The 15,086-nt window shown below is 72.1% G+C and carries 13 protein-coding genes; 4 read left to right on the forward strand and 9 right to left on the reverse strand.

Translation table 11 applies throughout. From position 1 onward, the window contains the following. Positions 1-4: 4 nt before the first annotated feature. From ACN261_RS20675 to ACN261_RS20710, 8 genes are all read right to left on the reverse strand, one after another. Entirely contained in the window at positions 5-1,198 is a 1,194-nt protein-coding gene (locus ACN261_RS20675; RefSeq protein WP_425851647.1) for a cytochrome P450, read from the reverse strand. Further along, on the reverse strand, positions 1,188-2,588 hold the full coding sequence (locus tag ACN261_RS20680; RefSeq protein WP_421481333.1) for a hypothetical protein: 1,401 nt from the start codon (positions 2,586-2,588) through the stop codon (positions 1,188-1,190). Before ACN261_RS20680 ends, ACN261_RS20675 begins: the two co-directional genes overlap by 11 nt. Beyond that, positions 2,585-3,388 (reverse strand): alpha/beta fold hydrolase, encoded by an 804-nt coding sequence (locus ACN261_RS20685; RefSeq protein WP_425851649.1) that lies wholly within the window; start codon positions 3,386-3,388, stop codon positions 2,585-2,587. Before ACN261_RS20685 ends, ACN261_RS20680 begins: the two co-directional genes overlap by 4 nt. Continuing rightward, positions 3,375-5,276 (reverse strand): RiPP maturation radical SAM C-methyltransferase, encoded by a 1,902-nt coding sequence (locus tag ACN261_RS20690; protein WP_425851651.1) that lies wholly within the window; start codon positions 5,274-5,276, stop codon positions 3,375-3,377. Before ACN261_RS20690 ends, ACN261_RS20685 begins: the two co-directional genes overlap by 14 nt. After that, positions 5,273-6,601, reverse strand: a complete 1,329-nt coding sequence (locus tag ACN261_RS20695; RefSeq protein ID WP_363791938.1) for a YcaO-like family protein — start codon at positions 6,599-6,601, stop codon at positions 5,273-5,275. The genes ACN261_RS20690 and ACN261_RS20695 overlap by 4 nt, the downstream gene beginning before the upstream one ends. Then, a complete protein-coding gene (locus tag ACN261_RS20700) occupies positions 6,534-7,667 on the reverse strand; it encodes a hypothetical protein (protein ID WP_425851653.1) in 1,134 nt (377 codons plus the stop codon). The genes ACN261_RS20695 and ACN261_RS20700 overlap by 68 nt, the downstream gene beginning before the upstream one ends. 94 nt (positions 7,668-7,761) lie before the next feature. Further along, entirely contained in the window at positions 7,762-7,902 is a 141-nt protein-coding gene (gene botA / locus ACN261_RS20705; RefSeq protein WP_204925177.1) for a bottromycin family RiPP peptide, read from the reverse strand. Between the two features lie 49 nt (positions 7,903-7,951). Then, positions 7,952-9,874, reverse strand: a complete 1,923-nt coding sequence (locus ACN261_RS20710) for a RiPP maturation radical SAM C-methyltransferase (protein ID WP_421486789.1) — start codon at positions 9,872-9,874, stop codon at positions 7,952-7,954. Between the two features lie 158 nt (positions 9,875-10,032). Here ACN261_RS20710 and ACN261_RS20715 point away from each other — a divergent pair, with 158 nt between their 5' ends. Both ACN261_RS20715 and ACN261_RS20720 read left to right on the forward strand, forming a co-directional pair. Next, a complete protein-coding gene (locus ACN261_RS20715; protein ID WP_425851655.1) occupies positions 10,033-11,016 on the forward strand; it encodes a helix-turn-helix domain-containing protein in 984 nt (327 codons plus the stop codon). 121 nt (positions 11,017-11,137) lie between these two features. After that, positions 11,138-11,971, forward strand: coding sequence for a class I SAM-dependent methyltransferase (locus ACN261_RS20720; RefSeq protein WP_421481338.1), 834 nt, complete (start codon positions 11,138-11,140; stop codon positions 11,969-11,971). 41 nt (positions 11,972-12,012) lie between these two features. Here ACN261_RS20720 and ACN261_RS20725 read toward each other — a convergent pair whose 3' ends face one another. Continuing rightward, a complete protein-coding gene (locus ACN261_RS20725; RefSeq protein ID WP_425851657.1) occupies positions 12,013-13,269 on the reverse strand; it encodes an MFS transporter in 1,257 nt (418 codons plus the stop codon). Positions 13,270-13,591: 322 nt separating this feature from the next. Between ACN261_RS20725 and ACN261_RS20730 the strand changes: the two genes are divergently transcribed. Then, positions 13,592-13,921 carry a DUF6204 family protein gene (locus ACN261_RS20730; protein WP_425851659.1) on the forward strand — a complete coding sequence of 110 codons (330 nt, stop codon included), beginning with the start codon at positions 13,592-13,594 and terminating at the stop codon, positions 13,919-13,921. A 30-nt stretch (positions 13,922-13,951) separates the two neighbouring features. Further along, complete coding sequence (locus ACN261_RS20735; protein ID WP_425851661.1) at positions 13,952-14,506, forward strand: DUF2087 domain-containing protein; 555 nt, start codon at positions 13,952-13,954, stop codon at positions 14,504-14,506. The last annotated feature ends 580 nt before the right edge of the window (positions 14,507-15,086 follow it).

Genomic DNA, 15,086 nt, shown 5'->3' on the forward strand with positions numbered 1-15,086 from the left:
GTCATCACCAGATGATGCGCAGGTCGTAGACGTTACGGAGGAAGGGTGGTTCCGCCGTCGGCTCGGGCAGCCGGTAGTCGGGGATCATCTCGTGCCACTCCTCCCAGGCGGTGAGGATCTGCGCGCGGGCGTAGGCGGCACCGAGACACTGGTGGTGACCGGTGCCGAAGGCGATGTGCGGATTCTGCGTCCGGTCGAAGTCGACCCGCTCCGGGTCCGGGAAGACCGCCGGGTCGTAGTTCGCCAGGGCCAGCGGCAGCAGCACCGTGTCGCCCCGGGACGCGACCCCGCCCGCACCCTCCCGGGTGGCCAGCCGACCGGGATACATGCAGGAGTTCACCCTGAGGAACTCCTCCACCGCAGCCGGCCGGATCTGCGGCTCGCGCAGGAACCGGCGCCGGTCCCCCGGGTGGTGGGCGAGATGCTGGATGCCGTTGGCCATGTGGTTGACGGTGGAGTCGACCCCGGCCAGGAAGAGGACCGTGAGCAGGGACTCCCGGTCGGCGTCGCTGACCGGGGAACCGTCGATGTCCCAGTCGAAGGTGGCGGTGGTCAGGTCTGCCTCGACCGGCTCCGCACGACGCCGCGCCACGTGCCGCCGCACGTACTCCTGGAGCGCGGGGAACGCGGTCTCGGCGTTGAACGCCTGGCGTGGGTCCGGCGCCTCCCGGGACCGGATCATCGCCACGTTGATGGCGAGCAGGTGATCGAGGTCCGCCCGCGGCCACCCGACCGCCAGCATGAGGTTCTCCAGCACGTACGGGCGGGCGAACTCGTCGGAGAAGGAGACCTCGCCCCGGTCGACGAACGCCTCGATGCGCCGCCGGGCGTTCGCCCGGATCGCGGGGGTCAGATCCCGCGCCCGTTGCGGGGTGAACCAGGCCGCCAGGTGTCGCCGCCACTCGGTGTGGGCGCGACCCTGGATCGTCAGGGGGATCCAGCGCTCGTCCTCGGCACCCTCGGCGGCGCTGACCCGGGACACGCTGAAGGTGTCCTCGTCGCGGAACGCGGCGCAGATCCCCTCGTAGGTGGACAGGGCCCAGAAGCTGCCGCCGTGCGAGCTGTGGAACGCGCCGTCGCGGGCGTGTTCCGCCGCGACGCGCCGGTACGCCTGCGGCGCGGCGAAGAAGTCGAAGTCGACCGAGTCCCTCGCCGTCGCGGCGGTGGCCCCGGTGACCGGGCACCTGTCAGCCTGCACCAGCTCTCTCCTTCTCCCGTGATAGGGCGGGCACCGGGTCGAGCCCGCCCCGGGGCCAGACCCCGGCGTTCAGCCCGGCGGTGGTCAGTCGCAGGGACCAGAGTTCGTCGAGATCCCCGGCGTCGAGCAGGACGCCGTCGACCAGGACGGCGTCGGGACGGGTGAGGTCGGCCACCGTGGTCGGCAGCCGCCGGTAGAGCACCAGATCGGCCTCGGTGGTCGCGGCCGGGCCCCGACGCATCGCGGCGTGGGCCGCTCCGGTGGCCGCCTGCAGCACCGCGGCGAAGGGGATTCCCGCGCGGGACAACTCGGCCAGCTCCTTGTGGAACGACGGGCCCGCCACCACGAACGGGTTGCCGCAGTCGGTGCCGACCAGCACGCGTGCCCCCGCGTCGGCGACGGCGCGGACCAGGCCACCGAGCCGGTCCACCAGCCCGCCACGCTCGGCTGCCGCGGCGCGGTCGAGAGCGAGGGCCCCGCGGGCGGCCACGGTCCAGGCCTGCGTCCGACCCGCGTCGGCCAGCGCCAGGGCGGTGGGCGAGGGACGCGTCCACCGCCGTTCGCCGGTCAACGCCCGCCAGGTGACCAGGGTGGGACAGACGAAACGTCCGGCGTACCCCTCGACCCGGGCGGCGGCCTCCGCCTCCACCCGGTCGAGGGCGGCGGAAAGGACCTGCCACCGTCGGTCACCGGGGAGCCGGAAGATGTTGGGCACCAGACCGTAGAGATGTTCGGTGGACCACATCGCGGCCTGCGCCTCGGCGATCGGCACCCGTTCGGGGGCGTGTCCGACCACCGGGAGACCCACCCGGTCGGCGGCGGCGGTGATCGCCGCGAACCACGCGGGTTCCACGTCGTCATAGACCTTGATGCCGTCGAAGCCGAAGCCGAGCGCCTCGTTGAGCACGTGGTCGGCCGAGTGCCGGTCGTCCACCACCATCGCCCCGCCCGGCACCCGGGTGGTCGGGCCGTCGACCACCGCCGTGCTGACCCAGGCGCGGGGCACCACGGCGGTCCGGGCCCGGTGCACGCCCGCCACGTAGCGGTGCGCGGGCTCGCCCCACATCTGGCGGTACGACGTCACGCCGTGGGTGAGCAGACCGACCAGATCGCCGGACGACGACACGTGCGCGTGCGCGTCCACGAAGCCCGGCAGGGCGTACCACCGGGCCGGTCCGTCACCGGGCGGCCCGTGCGCCAGGACTCCGTCCTCGACCACCAGATCCCGTACCGGTCCGGGGCGGCCGGTGTCCGGCCCGACCGGCGCGACGGCGGGAATGCGGTGGGCGCGGGGCCGGGTCGCGAGGGCGCGCAACGCGTCGGCCTGCGGATCGCCGGCGGGCAGCAGGCCGACCCGCAGCCGCCACTGCGCGTCCTGGCTGGGCGTCATCGGGCACCCGTACCAGCGGCCTGCCCGGCGGCCTCGGTCGCCACGCGCGCTCCCACCTCGGCGAGGCGGTGGGCCGCCCGCACCCGGGTGGGGCTGTCGACCAACCAGATCCGGGCACCGAGGCGGCGCTCACCCGCGGTGAAGACGTCGAGTTCCGGGTCGCCCCCGGCGGTGACGAGCACGAGGTCCTGGCCCGGGTCCCGACGCTGGACGGCCCGGGCAGAGCCGTACCACAGGCCACGGGTGACCGCCGCCAGCTCCGGCAGGTCGACCCGACGGCACGCGTCGACCATCCAGTCGGGCGCGCCGACCCGGTGGAAGTGGTCGGTCAGGTAGCGGTGTCCGTCGGGGGCCTCGATCGCCGCCGCCTCCTGCTCGACCGCGTCGTCGGGGAGTTCCACCTCCTCGGCGTGCGCGCAGAAGGAGTACGCCCGGGTCACCCTCGAATCGTCCGCGGCGACCCGCAGGGCCGTCCGCCCGCCGAAGTAGACACCGAACACCGTGTACTCGGGATGCCCGAAGAGGTCCATCACCGCCCGGACGTCCTCGACGTGCCTGTCGATACCGTGCCGTTGCGGCACGCCGACGCGTTCGCTGGCCCCCCGCCCCCGCAGGTCGAGGGCGAGCAGGTCGGCGTCGGGAACGGCGTCGAGGAACCCCGAGTCGGCCCAGATCCGCCAGTCCATCGCCACCCCGTGCACCAGCACCACCGGTGTCCCCGTCCCCGGCCTGCGCATGCCGTGCAACCGGGCGCCGTCGGCGGACGTGGTCTCGAACGGTTCCAGGTCACGCTGCTGCACTACGCCCTCCCAAGGCCATCGCCCGACCCAGTTCGTCGCGCCCGCTGTCGTGTACGGCCAGCACCAGACCCTGCGGTGCCTCCAGGAACACCCAGCCGCGCACGGACCACTCGGCCAGCTTCCCGTGGGCCAGCTCCGGTGTGGCACCCGCCTCGACGGCCGCCGCCACCGACCCGGTGATCCGACCCCCGTGCGTCAGCCCACGGAACAGGACGTTCTCCCAGCCCCGCAGCACCTCCCGACCCCGTCCGACGTGCGGACGATGGTCGTGGACCGCCGTGACGCTGGGGCCGAGGCGGTAGGTGAAGCGGCTCTGCGGGTGCAGTTTCTTCCACAGTCCGACCCGGGCGCCTAGCCGCCGGCGCAGGGTCAGCAGCAGCGCGCCGTCGGCGGCGTCCGGCTCGGCGTGGTCGAACGAGTAGGCGAGCGTCGCCCGGTCCACGTCGTCGCCCGGGTGGACGAAACGGTACTTCGCCTCGGGTCCGCGCAGCTCGATCCCGAACTCCTGCGGCCTCTCGAAGTAGGGGCTGTAGCGGTCGACGCGGACCTTGCTCACCGTGGACGGCGGGTCCAGGTGCGACAGGAAGGGGATCAGCCGAAGCTGTTCCTCCAGCATCTCCGCCTGCTCCCCGGGCATCGCGGAGAGTAGATTCCAGCCGACCTCGATGCCCAGCTCGCGGCAGAGCACCAGGAAACGCAGGTTGTGGAAGGCGGTGGCACCCTTGCGGAGCAGCTTCAGCGACCCGGTGCTGAGGCTCTCGATGCCCGGCTGCACGGTCATCACCCCGGCCGCCCGCAGCTGCCCGAGCGCCCTGGGTCCCAGGTTCGCCTTGACCTCGAAGAAGGTGGTCACGTCCACCTCGGCCTCGGCCAGCTCGGCCAGTCCGTTGTCGTCCTTGGCGAGGATGGTGTCCACCGCGTACGTGTCGAGCACCCCCTGCCGCTCGGTCAGCTCACGCAGGGTGTGCACCAGTTGCCGGCCCGGCTTGCTGCGGTACGGCATGCCGCTGCCGTTCTCGCCACAGAACGTGCAGTGCATCTTCTCGCCCCACCAACAGCCGCGCGACATCTGGAACGGCAGCGCCACGTGGGGACGGATCAGCTCGCTCCAGGGAAGCTCCGCCAGCCGGCGGAAGTAGTCGTCGTAGCGGGGCACCGGCACGGCGTCGACCGACTGCACCACCGGCGTGCTGACCACCAGCCGGGTGCCGGCGCGGGTCACCACCCCCGGTGCCGAGATCGGCACGCTCGGGTCCTCGGCCGCGCACAGCGCGGCGACCGCGGCCTCCCCCTCACCCTGCACGACCAGGTCCACGAACGGGTAGGCGCGCATGACCGCCTCACCCATCGGCCGGTCGCAGTTGGCGCCGCCGAGGAAGACCAGCCGGTCGGGGGCCCGGTCCTTGATGGCCCGGCCGACCGCCAGGGCGGGCACCAGTTGGCTGAACGAGGTGGTGAATCCGAACCCCTGCGCGCCGGTGTCCAGGAGCCGGTCGGCGGTGTCGGCGACGAACCGGGGCGCGCTGGCACGCATCGCCAGCACGAGGTCCACCAACTCGGCGGAGACGCCGCGGGCACGGAGGAATCCGGCGTACTCGGCACGGGCGGCCTCCTCGTCCTCGTCGCGCGCCGCGGGCAGGCCGCGCCCGAAGATCCAGTCACCCACGCCGAGGCCGTAGAGTTCCTCGCCGATGGTGTCGTAGACGGCGGCGAACCGCGCCGGCTCGCAGTCCAGCTCCTTGACGGCGAACTCGAACCAGTCCAGGTAGATGTACTCGGCGGTCACGGGACCGCCCCCGGACCCGGCGGCCAATGCGATCAGCGAGGCGACCTGGATGGACGGCCGGTAGAGGCTGTTCCACGGGGGCGCGACGAGGACGAGTCTCATGGCCGTGCGCCTCCCTGCCCGGCCATGGCCGCACCGAGCCGCCCGGTCGGCAGCACCGGGTAACCCGCACGTGCCTTGTCGAGCAGTTCGAGCCCCGGTGCCACCACGTCGACCACGGTGATCGACCCCGGTCGGGTGAGCACCCGGTGGTAGGCGTGCACCCCGACCGCGGCCAGCCGATCGACCAGATGGCGGAGCAGTTGCTCGGGCGTGGCCTCGACGGGCAGCCCGTCCTCGGGACGGAAGGGCTCGGTGCGTCGGGGCAACGTGCGGACGTCGAAGCGGGCGGCGGCCAGGTGCCGGGGATAGCGGGCCAGTGCGGAGGTGATCTGCCCCGCCTCGGTGTCGGCGTTCACCGGCCCGTGCTGGAACATGGTGCGTACCTGGAGATACTCCAGCAACGCGCGTTGGAGGGCGTAGGCGCGCACCGGCGAGGCGCCGCTGCCGATGAGACGGATCACCTCGTCGGCGCTGCCGTCGCAGACCACGTAGGCGGGCACCCCGGTGTCGCAGGTGATCGACACGATGAGGATCGGCGCGCCGGTCAGCTCCTCCACGTCGTCGGCCAGGGCCCGCAGCTCCGTCGTGAGCGTCGCCGGATCGACCACCACCAGGCCGGGCTCGCCGAGGCCGAAGTAGCTGCGGGCGAGTTGACAGGACCACGCGTCCCGCTCGATGACCTCGTTGATCGCATGGACCAACGCCTCGTGCAGAGTGGTGCCGGCGGCGTAGCCGGCGCTCGAGGTGTAGTGCCACAGCGGACGGAAGGCTCCGTCGTCCTGCGGATGCGGCCAGTTCTGGTAGCCCCCGTCGCGCAGGAACACCGGCTGGCGGTGGGAGCTGCCGCCGTCCTGCCCGAGGGTGGTGGCGACCGGAACATAGTCGCGGGTGAAGACCGAGGAGTCCGGCATGATCCCGCCCAGCCGCCGCAGCAGCGCCGAACGGCGCGCGGTGGGTTGCCCGGCCACCGCCCGGCCGGGCATGAAGCCACTCCAGCCGCCGCCCGCGTCGCGCCGCCAGTCCAGGTGGTAGTGCTCGGCGCTCTCGAACAGGGCGCTCGCCAGGCTCCGGTGGCCGAGGCCCTTGCCGGAGCTGCGGGAACAGAGCACGCCGTCGGCGTCGTGCAGACGTACCTCGTAGGTGGGTGCGGTGTCCGGGCCGTACCTGCGGATGTCGGGTGTGAGCCGCTCGGCGGTCAGCCAGTCGCGCACGGCGGTGAGGGCGGTGCCGATGGGCGTCTCCCGTTCCGGTGGGACGTCATCGCGTTGTGCCCCGCCCTGCAGGACGGCGGTCAAGAGGTCGTTGTCTGCGTACTCGGTCGTCAAGGATCTTCCTCACTTCTCCCATGTCGAAGACGGGAACGCCCGCGCGGACGAGGCCCAGGAGCGGCTGTGGTCGGGAGACGGCGTGCGCGAAGTGCAGCCGGGTGGTCGGTAGTTCGGGCGCGGTGACCGCCAGCTCCCCGGTGTCGGCCCAGACCCGTACACCGGCGGCTGCCAACTCCTGCTCGGGTGCTTCGGGAGGCCGGCCGGGGACGGGGGCCGGGACCGGTTCGAAGTCGAGGGTGGCGCACCGTAGCAGCAGGGGCCAGCGTTCGAAGCGACGCAGGAAGTACCGCTCGGCCGGTACCGCCGTCTCGTTGGCCCGCCACATGGTCTCGGCCTGTGCCAGTTCCAGCAGGGCGCGCTCGGTGGCGGCGGCGACGGTCTGCGCCGCGCCCAGGCCCGTCGCGGGCATCCGCCGGCCGGCTCGGGCCACGACCAGCACCACCGGGGTACCCCCGACGAAGGAGAGGGGGATCGTCTCCACCTCGGCCCGGTCAGTCGCCGCCGTGCCGCAGCGTCCGGCCGGGGCGACGGCGAGTGACCGGTAGAGGAAGGCGCCGTGGTCGAGGAGTTCGGTCAGTTCCAGCACCGCCCCCCGCAGCGCCGCGTCGGGTGTCGGCGCCACCGCCCAGCCGATCGTGCTGGACAGTCGCGCCACGGGCGGGGTGAGGGTCCCCTCGGCCAACTCCGTGCCCGCCACCCACGGCGCGGACCAGAAGAGCGGGACCGCCAGGTCCGGTCCACCGTCGAGCGCCCGGTAGCGGCGCAGCCGGCATCCCGGTGGGACCGTACGCGCACCGTCGGGGCCGGACCGCGCGTCGGCTGCGGTGGCCCGGCTGGTCGACGGGCGGGCGAGCAGGGCGAAGGGAGTACACGCGAGCATGCGCTCGACGGCTTCGGACAGTGCCTTACGCCGTGCGACGGCTTCGGTGACGGCAGTGCCGTAGCCGTGGGCCAGCGCCGTGTCGGCGACGGCCGTACACCGGACGGTGATCGTCTGCTCCGCAGGGAACGCCTGGTACTCGACCCTGCGCAACATGCACGTCACCACCGCTGTCACGGTCATCATCACCCTCCTCCCGGACCCGCTCGCCCGTCGACTGGTCACGCCCCGCCGGTCAGGTCAGGACGCGTCCGCTGGGCGGCTCACGCCGGCCGACTCACGTGGTCGGCTCGGCCTCGTCCGACCAGGCCCCCCACGTCTCGAGCTCGTGCAGTTCCAGCTCGCTCAGCTCGGCGTTGTTGGGGTCGTCGTTCAGGAAATCTGCGGTCATGCAGTCGAACACGACAACCGGTCCCATGTTTCCTCCCTTCTGGGCGTCGTACGGACGGTGGTCCACCGCCACCACGTCAGCGACGCGTGGCGGGGCTGGAGAGGGTGAGCGGGACCTGGGTCCGGACGCGCTTCGGCGTGCCCTTGGCCGGCGGCGTGCGGTAGGCCGAGGGTCGCCAGCGCACCGCCAGGGCGATCACCTTGGTGCCCTCGACGAACACCCAGCGCCGCCGCTGCCAGGACTGCAACAGTTCGAGCGCGGCGTCCCAGCGTGGCCCGTCCCACCCCTGGGCCTGGAGATCCCGGAACCGGGTACCTCCGATCACCGCACGGAACAGTCGGGCCGAGTCCCCGTTCAGGGTGACCCGCTGCGGTGGCAGGCCGGGCCGCCGGTCGTCGAGCACGACGCTGGCGAAGCCGAGCCGGTAGGTGAAGGACGCCTCCCCGTGACGGCTGCGCCAGAGCCGGATGCGTGCGGCCAACCGGCGGCGCAACTCGACGTTGCGGGGGTCGTCGGTGAACTCACCCTCGAAGTGGTAGGCGATGTTCCACAGGTCCGACTCGGACAGCGCCGGGTAGGCGAAGCGGTAGCCGGGGAACGGTTTGGTCAACGTGAGCCCGTACTCGGCCGGGGACTCCACGTAGGGACTGAAGCGGTCGAAGCGGATCAGGGTCACGTGCGGCGGTACCAGGTGTGACAGGGAGGCGACCAGATCGATCTGGGCCAGAATGGACGCCGGCGCCTCCCCGGGATAGCCGGTGAGGATGTTCCAGTCCGCCCGCACCCCGTACTCGGCACAGCCGAGCAGGAACCGTACGTTCAGGAAGGCGGTGGCACCCTTGCGGAGTGCCCGCAGCCCCTCGGTGCTCAGGCTCTCGATGCCCGGCTGCACCGAACGCACCCCGGCCCGACGCATGCGGCGGATGTCCGCCCACTCCATGTTGGCCTTCACCTCGAAGAACAGGGAATGGTCCGACCGCAGTTCTTCGACCGCCGGTAGGGCGGTATCCAGATAACCGAGGTCGAGAATGTTGTCCACCGCGAAGAAGTCGAGCACGCCGTACTGGTCCATCAGGTGCCGGAGTTCGCCGGCCACCGAGTCGGGGTGCTTGCTTCGGTAGCGCATCGTGGCCCCGTTCAGGCCACAGAAGGTGCAGTGCGTCTTGGCCCCCCACCAGCAGCCGCGTGAGAATTCCACCGGCAATGAAACATCCGGTTCCAGCCGGTCGAGACCGGCCGTCGACAACTGCTCGAAGAATCCGTCGTAGTTGGGCATGGGAACGGTCAACCGGTCGGCGGGGATCAGTTCGGCGACCTGGGCGGTCCCCTCCCCGCGCGCCACCAGGCGGCCCGCCGAGCGCACCGGTTGATCTGCCGCCACCTGGGCGAGCAGGGCGGCGAGCGCCTCCTCGCCCGGCCCGTCGACCACGGCGTCCAGGGCTGGGAAGTTGGCCAGCAGCGCGCGGCCCATCGAGCCCTCGCAGTTGCTGCCGCCCAACACGATCGTCCCGGTGTAGCCCGCCTCGCGGAGTCGTTCGGCCACCGCCAGGGTCGCACCATTCTGGCTGAACATGCTGGTGAACCCGATGACCTGGGGCTCGGCGGCGAGCAGCCGTTCGGTCGTGGCGGCGACGTGCCGTTCGGCCACCGCCCGCAGCGCGTCGATCACCCCGATGCTGGTCTCGTCCACCCGCTTGGAGCGCAGCAGGTCGACGTAGGCCGCCCGCTCCTCGGGCGCCGCACCGCGTCGGCTGAAGATCCAGTCGCCGACCGACAGGTGGTAGAGCCGCTCGGCGATGAGTTCGTACGCCTGGGCCCAGTCGTCGTCGGACAGCCCGAGAATCTTCGGAGCCATTGAATAGAAGTCGAGGTAGGCGTAATGGGAGTCGACCTGCCAGCCCTCGGCCTCGGCCACCGAACGTAGAATTCCCACCTGAATGGACGGTCGTGTCGCGCTGTTCCACGGCATTGATACAAGTGAGACTCTGCGTGGTTTGATGACCGATCACCACCTCGATCGATGTGTCATTCTGGACTCATGTTCACTACTACGCAGCGCGTCCGTCAAGTCCCATTCGGTGATCACTCATCCCCAGAACCACGTTCGACGTGCGGAGATTCAGCCGATGAGTTTCAAGTTCGTTGGCGGGATGTTCCATGACCTTTGTCGCCGACGACGGCTACCACATTTCCACCGAAGAGCGCATCGCGCTGGAGCAGTTGGCCCGGACTCCGGCCGGGACATCCGCGTTCGCGCTACGCGCCCGCATCGTCCTCGCCTGCGCCGCCGGGGACACCACCGCCGAGGTGGCCCAACGACTCGGGGTCTGCCGGGAGACCGTCCGCAAGTGGCGCAACCGGTTCGCCGTCCACCGGCTCGCCGGCCTCGCTGACGAGCCGCGCCGGGGCGCCCCGCGCACGATCGGCACCGACCTCGTACACCGGGTGGTGGTCGCCACCCTCGACCTGCCGCCGCCCACCGGCGAGCGCTGGACCACCCGCGCACTGGCGGCCGCCACGGGTGTCTCGCAGACCACGGTCTCGCGCATCTGGCGCGAGTACGGCCTGCGGGCGGACCGGGTGCGCGCGTGGCGGCTGGTGACCGATCCGGGGTTCGTGGCCGCCGTGCGTGGCGTGGTCGGCGTACACCTGGCGGGTCGGGAGAGCACCCTGGTTCTCGCCGTGGATCATCCGGACGCCACGGGCGTCGCCGCCCCCGCCGCGGTGATGGCCCCGCCGGCGCTGCACAGCGTCGCCGGGCCGGGCCCGGCGGGCGGTGCGTCGGGCCCGGCCCGGCGGCTGATCCCGTTCCTGGCCGAGGTGGAGGCGGCGGTGCCGGACGGGACGCTGCACGTGCTCCGCGCCGATCGCCCCGGGGCGGAGGCGCGGGCGGTGGCCCGCTGGCTGGCCCGACGCCGGCGCTTCCGTCACCAGGTCATCCCCCCGTGCGCCCCGTGGCCGGTCCTGGCCGACCGGTGGCTGACCGCACCGGGTGTCCGCGACCATCCCGGCACCGCAGAACTCAGGCTCCTGGTGCGCCGGTGTGTCGGAGGGGCCCACCAGGCCGGTCGGATGTGGCGGGCGGATCCACAGCGGACGGAAGATGGTGACGGAAAGTCAGTGCTGCCTTGCCTACCGTAGCCGGCATCGATAGCATCGACCTGCGGCCGGAGATCCACACCAGGTGTGCCGCCACTGCCGGCCCCCGCCGCACCGTCCACCCGTGCCATGGGACCCGCGTCCACCCGACTGGGGATGTGGAATGAAGGTATCGCTGACCGGAGCGGCGGAGACGACGCTCGCCACCCTCTGCGCGCGGGCCGTCGACGCCCGATCACCGCACCCGATACTCGGTGACCACACTGCGGCCGGGATCCTCGACAAGCTGGACTACGACTTCGCGAAGTTGCAGATCCAACCGGCGACCGCTGTCGGTGTCGCCCTCCGCACACGGTTCTTCGACCGCTGGACCCGGCGGTTCCTCGACGCCCACCCCGAGGCCACCGTGCTGCATCTGGGCTGTGGCCTCGACGGGCGGGCGCAACGGCTTGCCCCTGGTCCCGGGGTGCGGTGGTTCGACATCGACCAACCCGAGGTCATCGCCCTGCGGGACGCGCTCTATCCCGCGCGTCCGGGCTGCCGCACCCTCGGTGCCTCGGTGGTCGAGGAGAGCTGGCTGACGGAGATCCCGACCGACCGGCCGGTGCTGGTGCTCGGTGAAGGACTGGCCATGTACCTCGGTGCCCAGGACGGCCCGCGGATGCTGCGCACCATCGTGGCCCGGTTCCCGCTCGGCGGCGAGATCGCCTTCGACTCGTACTCCCGGGCCACCGTGCGCCTGAGCGGACCGTTACCGGTGATGCGACAGACCGGCGCGCAGATGCGCTGGGGCATCGACGACCCGCGCGAGGTGCCGCAGGACGTCCCGGGCCTGCGGCTGGTCGAGTCGGTCAGGGCCTACGACACCGCCGACCCGGACGACCACCGACGGTTGCCTCTGGGCCTGCGGCTGCGGCTGCTGCTCGACACCAAGGTGCTGGCGAAGCTGCCGGTCTCGCGCGGCGTCGGACACCTCTCGCGCTTCGCCTTCCCCTGACCGGGGAACTGCCGGCCCCTGCCCGGGGCCGGCAGCGCGCGTCAGTCGACCGACGACGCGCTCTCCACCGTCGGCTCCCGGTCGACGTCGGCGTCCGGTGTCCGCCGTGCGTCCGTCGGCGGCTCCAGCCGGCGCAGAGCCGGCACCAGCAGGGCGAAGGCGGCGACCACCCCCCAGGCCACGGCGAGCAGGACACCCGTCTCACGCAGGCCGATCCCACTGATCAGCAGGCCGGCGACCAGCGTACCGACCGGAACCGCCGTGGTCGTGGCGGCGTTCTGCAGGCCCAGGACCCGACCCCGGTAGCGCTCCGGGATGCGTTCGGTGACCAACACCAGGGCCAGGGCCTGCATGGGCCCTGCGCCGAAGCCGGCGAGCGTGGCGGCGGCGAGCAGCACGGGGACCGGTGGGAGCAGGGCCAGGCCCACGGTACCCACCGCGGTGAGCAGTTGCGCGACGACGAACACCGTACGCCGGGACAGGCCCGCCCCGGCGATCGAGTACACGATCGACCCACCGATGCCGCCCACGGCGAGGAAGGCCACCATCAGACCGAAGCCGCCGGGCGAGTCGCGGCCGACGAGGTACACCGGGAGCAGGAGGTTCTGGAGCGGGGCCAGCACGAGGACGCTGATCGTCACCACGAAGGTCATCGCGGCGAGCACCCGGTCGCCGCCGAGGACCCGGAAGCCCTTGAGCAACTCGGTGCGGATCCCGCCGCCCGCCTCACCCGAACCTCGACCCAGCCGGGCCGGGAGGGTGAGCGTGGTCAGGGCCGCCGCCGCCGAACACGCCGCGGTGACCCAGAGGACCGTGGTCGGGTCGAAGAGGACGAGCAGGCCGCCGGCGGCGGCCGGGCCGACGACCAGGACCACGCCGTTGATCCCCTCGCGCAGGCCCGCCAGCCGTTCCAGGCCGACCCCCGCCGCCGTTGCGACGTCCGGCACCAGGGATTCGCGCGCCGTCATGCCCGGCACGTCGAGCAGCGCGCCCGCGACCCCGAGCACCACGAACCAGCCGACGGTGAGCCCCGTGACCTGGTCGACGACAGGGAGCGCGGCCACCGCCACCGCCGAGGCGAGGTCGGCCCAGATCGACGTCCGGCGGCGACCGAAGCGGTCGACGACCAGCCCGCCGGCCACTGCGGCGAGCAGCATGGGCAGTGCGCTCACCGCCGCGATCACCCCGGCTGCCGCCGGGTCCCCGGTGCGTACCAGCACGAGCCAGGGCAGGGCGATCGCGGCCATGGAGTTGCCCAGGAGGGACAGGGCGTGGGAGAGGAGGTACCGAATCAACACCTGGCTAATTCTGCGGGACGCGGGACCGCCGGCGACAGCCGAAATCGCGAAAGATCATGATTTGCCAGGAGGTAACGTCGGGCTTTCAGATACAGCACCGTATTAGGATATGGTGCTGTATCCGGGGCCGGAGCGCCCGCACTCCCAGCACCGTCGGCGGGACGCGAACCCGGCCGGTCTACCGCCTGTCCCCGGACGGGCCGCTGGTCCGGTGGAGCCGACGCCGGGCGCCGGCGGAACCGTCCGCGCCCCGTTCGTCCCTGCCGGCCGGCTCCGGTCGACCGGTCGACCGGCCCACCCTCTGATGGGGAGATCCGCAGTCATGAGCAGCAACACCTACAAGGTCATCGTCCGTGGCAAATTCGCCCCGCTCACCGACGGGCAGCGCGCCGCGCTGCTCGCCCGGGCCGACGACCACGACCTCTTCTCCGCCCGCTTCACGTCGGAGGGCACGGTGACCTACGAGCGGTCGCTGCGCACGTTCACCTTCCGCTGCCTGGTCTCGGGCGCTCCCGACGACGGCGAGGCCGCGATCTTCGGCAAGGCGGAGCGGTCGGCCGCCGCCGCCGTACGGGAGCTGGGTGCGGACTGCACGGAGCTGAACTCCGTCTCCAGCGATCTTGAGGACATGCTCCGTCGCCGGAGCCGCTGAGGTGCCGGCCGGCACCCGGGAGGGAATTCGATGACCCCTGAAGAACTTGCACTGCTGCTCGCCGACTCCGACGTACGTCAGGTCTTCGCTGCCGTCACCCTCGGCGCGGCCACCTCGACCGAGATCCTGGCCGCCGCCGGGCTCACGGGGCAGCAGGCGGCCCCGGCGATCGGAAAGCTCCTGCGGGCCGGGTTGCTCCGGATGGACGGCCCCGGGCGGCTCGCGCTGGCGGGGGAGAGCCTCGCCGGGGTGGCGGCGACGGCGGCCCGACGGCAGGAGGAGCGGGCCGTCGCCGACCAGCCGGATCCGGGGTTGCGCGGCTTCGTGCGGGGCAACGTCGTCGTCCGGCTGCCGGAGGAGGACGGTGCCCGGCGGACGGTGCTGCGGCACGTGGCGGGGCAGAGCTTCGCCCCCGACGAGCGGTACGACGAGCGGGTCGTGACCGACCGCCTGCGGCCGTGGTGCACCGACGGCGTGCTCGACGCGGTCACCCTCCGGCGTCTCCTCGTCGATGCCGGACTGCTGAACCGGTCGGCCGGCTGGTACGTGCTGGTCGCGTCCGCAGAGGAGCCGGTAGGCCGGTGACGCTCGACGCCACCCGGTCCACACCGCCCCGGATGCCCGGGAGGGAGCGGACCGGTGCCGCCCGGTTGGGCGACGGTGTCCACCGGGCGGATTGGTCGTTCGGCGCTCCCGCTCCCGCCGCAGCCCTGCTGTGGCGGGAGCTTTCCCGGCACGTGAGCGCCCCCTGTCCGCGTGGCGGGACGGATCGACCGGGTGTTTCGCGGGCACGGTGGTCATGCCCAACCGGGGTTGTCTAGTGTGACTTATATCGCAATAACAGTACTTAACGATCTAGGGGCCTGATGTTCGGTCCCGCTGTTGCGGGTGCGGCGAACCCCGGCCTGTGCTGGGGGATCGGCGGGGTCGAGGTGGCCCGGGGATGACCCCGGGTCGTGGCGGGCGGGTCGCCAAGCAATCACGTGTATCTATCGACGGACGGTGCCCTATGGGCTACGTTCCGAGAGCAGTCGATGACACGGGGTGATCTTTTGAGTCGCGCTCTGGCCACTTCTGGACGTCTATTTCACGAGAGAGGCGGATCTAGCGGGCAGCCGTTCGGCTGGCCACAGCTTCCGAGCCACCGGCATCCCGGCACCCCGTC

The sequence above is a fragment of the Micromonospora sp. WMMD723 genome (assembly GCF_049863385.1).
Taxonomy (GTDB): Bacteria; Actinomycetota; Actinomycetes; order Mycobacteriales; family Micromonosporaceae; genus Micromonospora; species Micromonospora wenchangensis.

Coding starts and splice junctions, on each gene's coding strand:
- ACN261_RS20680 (WP_421481333.1), bottom strand. CDS start 2,588: ATGACGCCCAGCCAGGACGCGCAGTGGCGGCTGCGGGTCGGCCTGCTG.
- ACN261_RS20720 (WP_421481338.1), top strand. CDS start 11,138: ATGAAGGTATCGCTGACCGGAGCGGCGGAGACGACGCTCGCCACCCTC.
- ACN261_RS20690 (WP_425851651.1), bottom strand. CDS start 5,276: ATGAGACTCGTCCTCGTCGCGCCCCCGTGGAACAGCCTCTACCGGCCG.
- ACN261_RS20730 (WP_425851659.1), top strand. CDS start 13,592: ATGAGCAGCAACACCTACAAGGTCATCGTCCGTGGCAAATTCGCCCCG.
- ACN261_RS20700 (WP_425851653.1), bottom strand. CDS start 7,667: ATGACCGTGACAGCGGTGGTGACGTGCATGTTGCGCAGGGTCGAGTAC.
- ACN261_RS20715 (WP_425851655.1), top strand. CDS start 10,033: ATGACCTTTGTCGCCGACGACGGCTACCACATTTCCACCGAAGAGCGC.
- ACN261_RS20735 (WP_425851661.1), top strand. CDS start 13,952: ATGACCCCTGAAGAACTTGCACTGCTGCTCGCCGACTCCGACGTACGT.
- botA (WP_204925177.1), bottom strand. CDS start 7,902: ATGGGACCGGTTGTCGTGTTCGACTGCATGACCGCAGATTTCCTGAAC.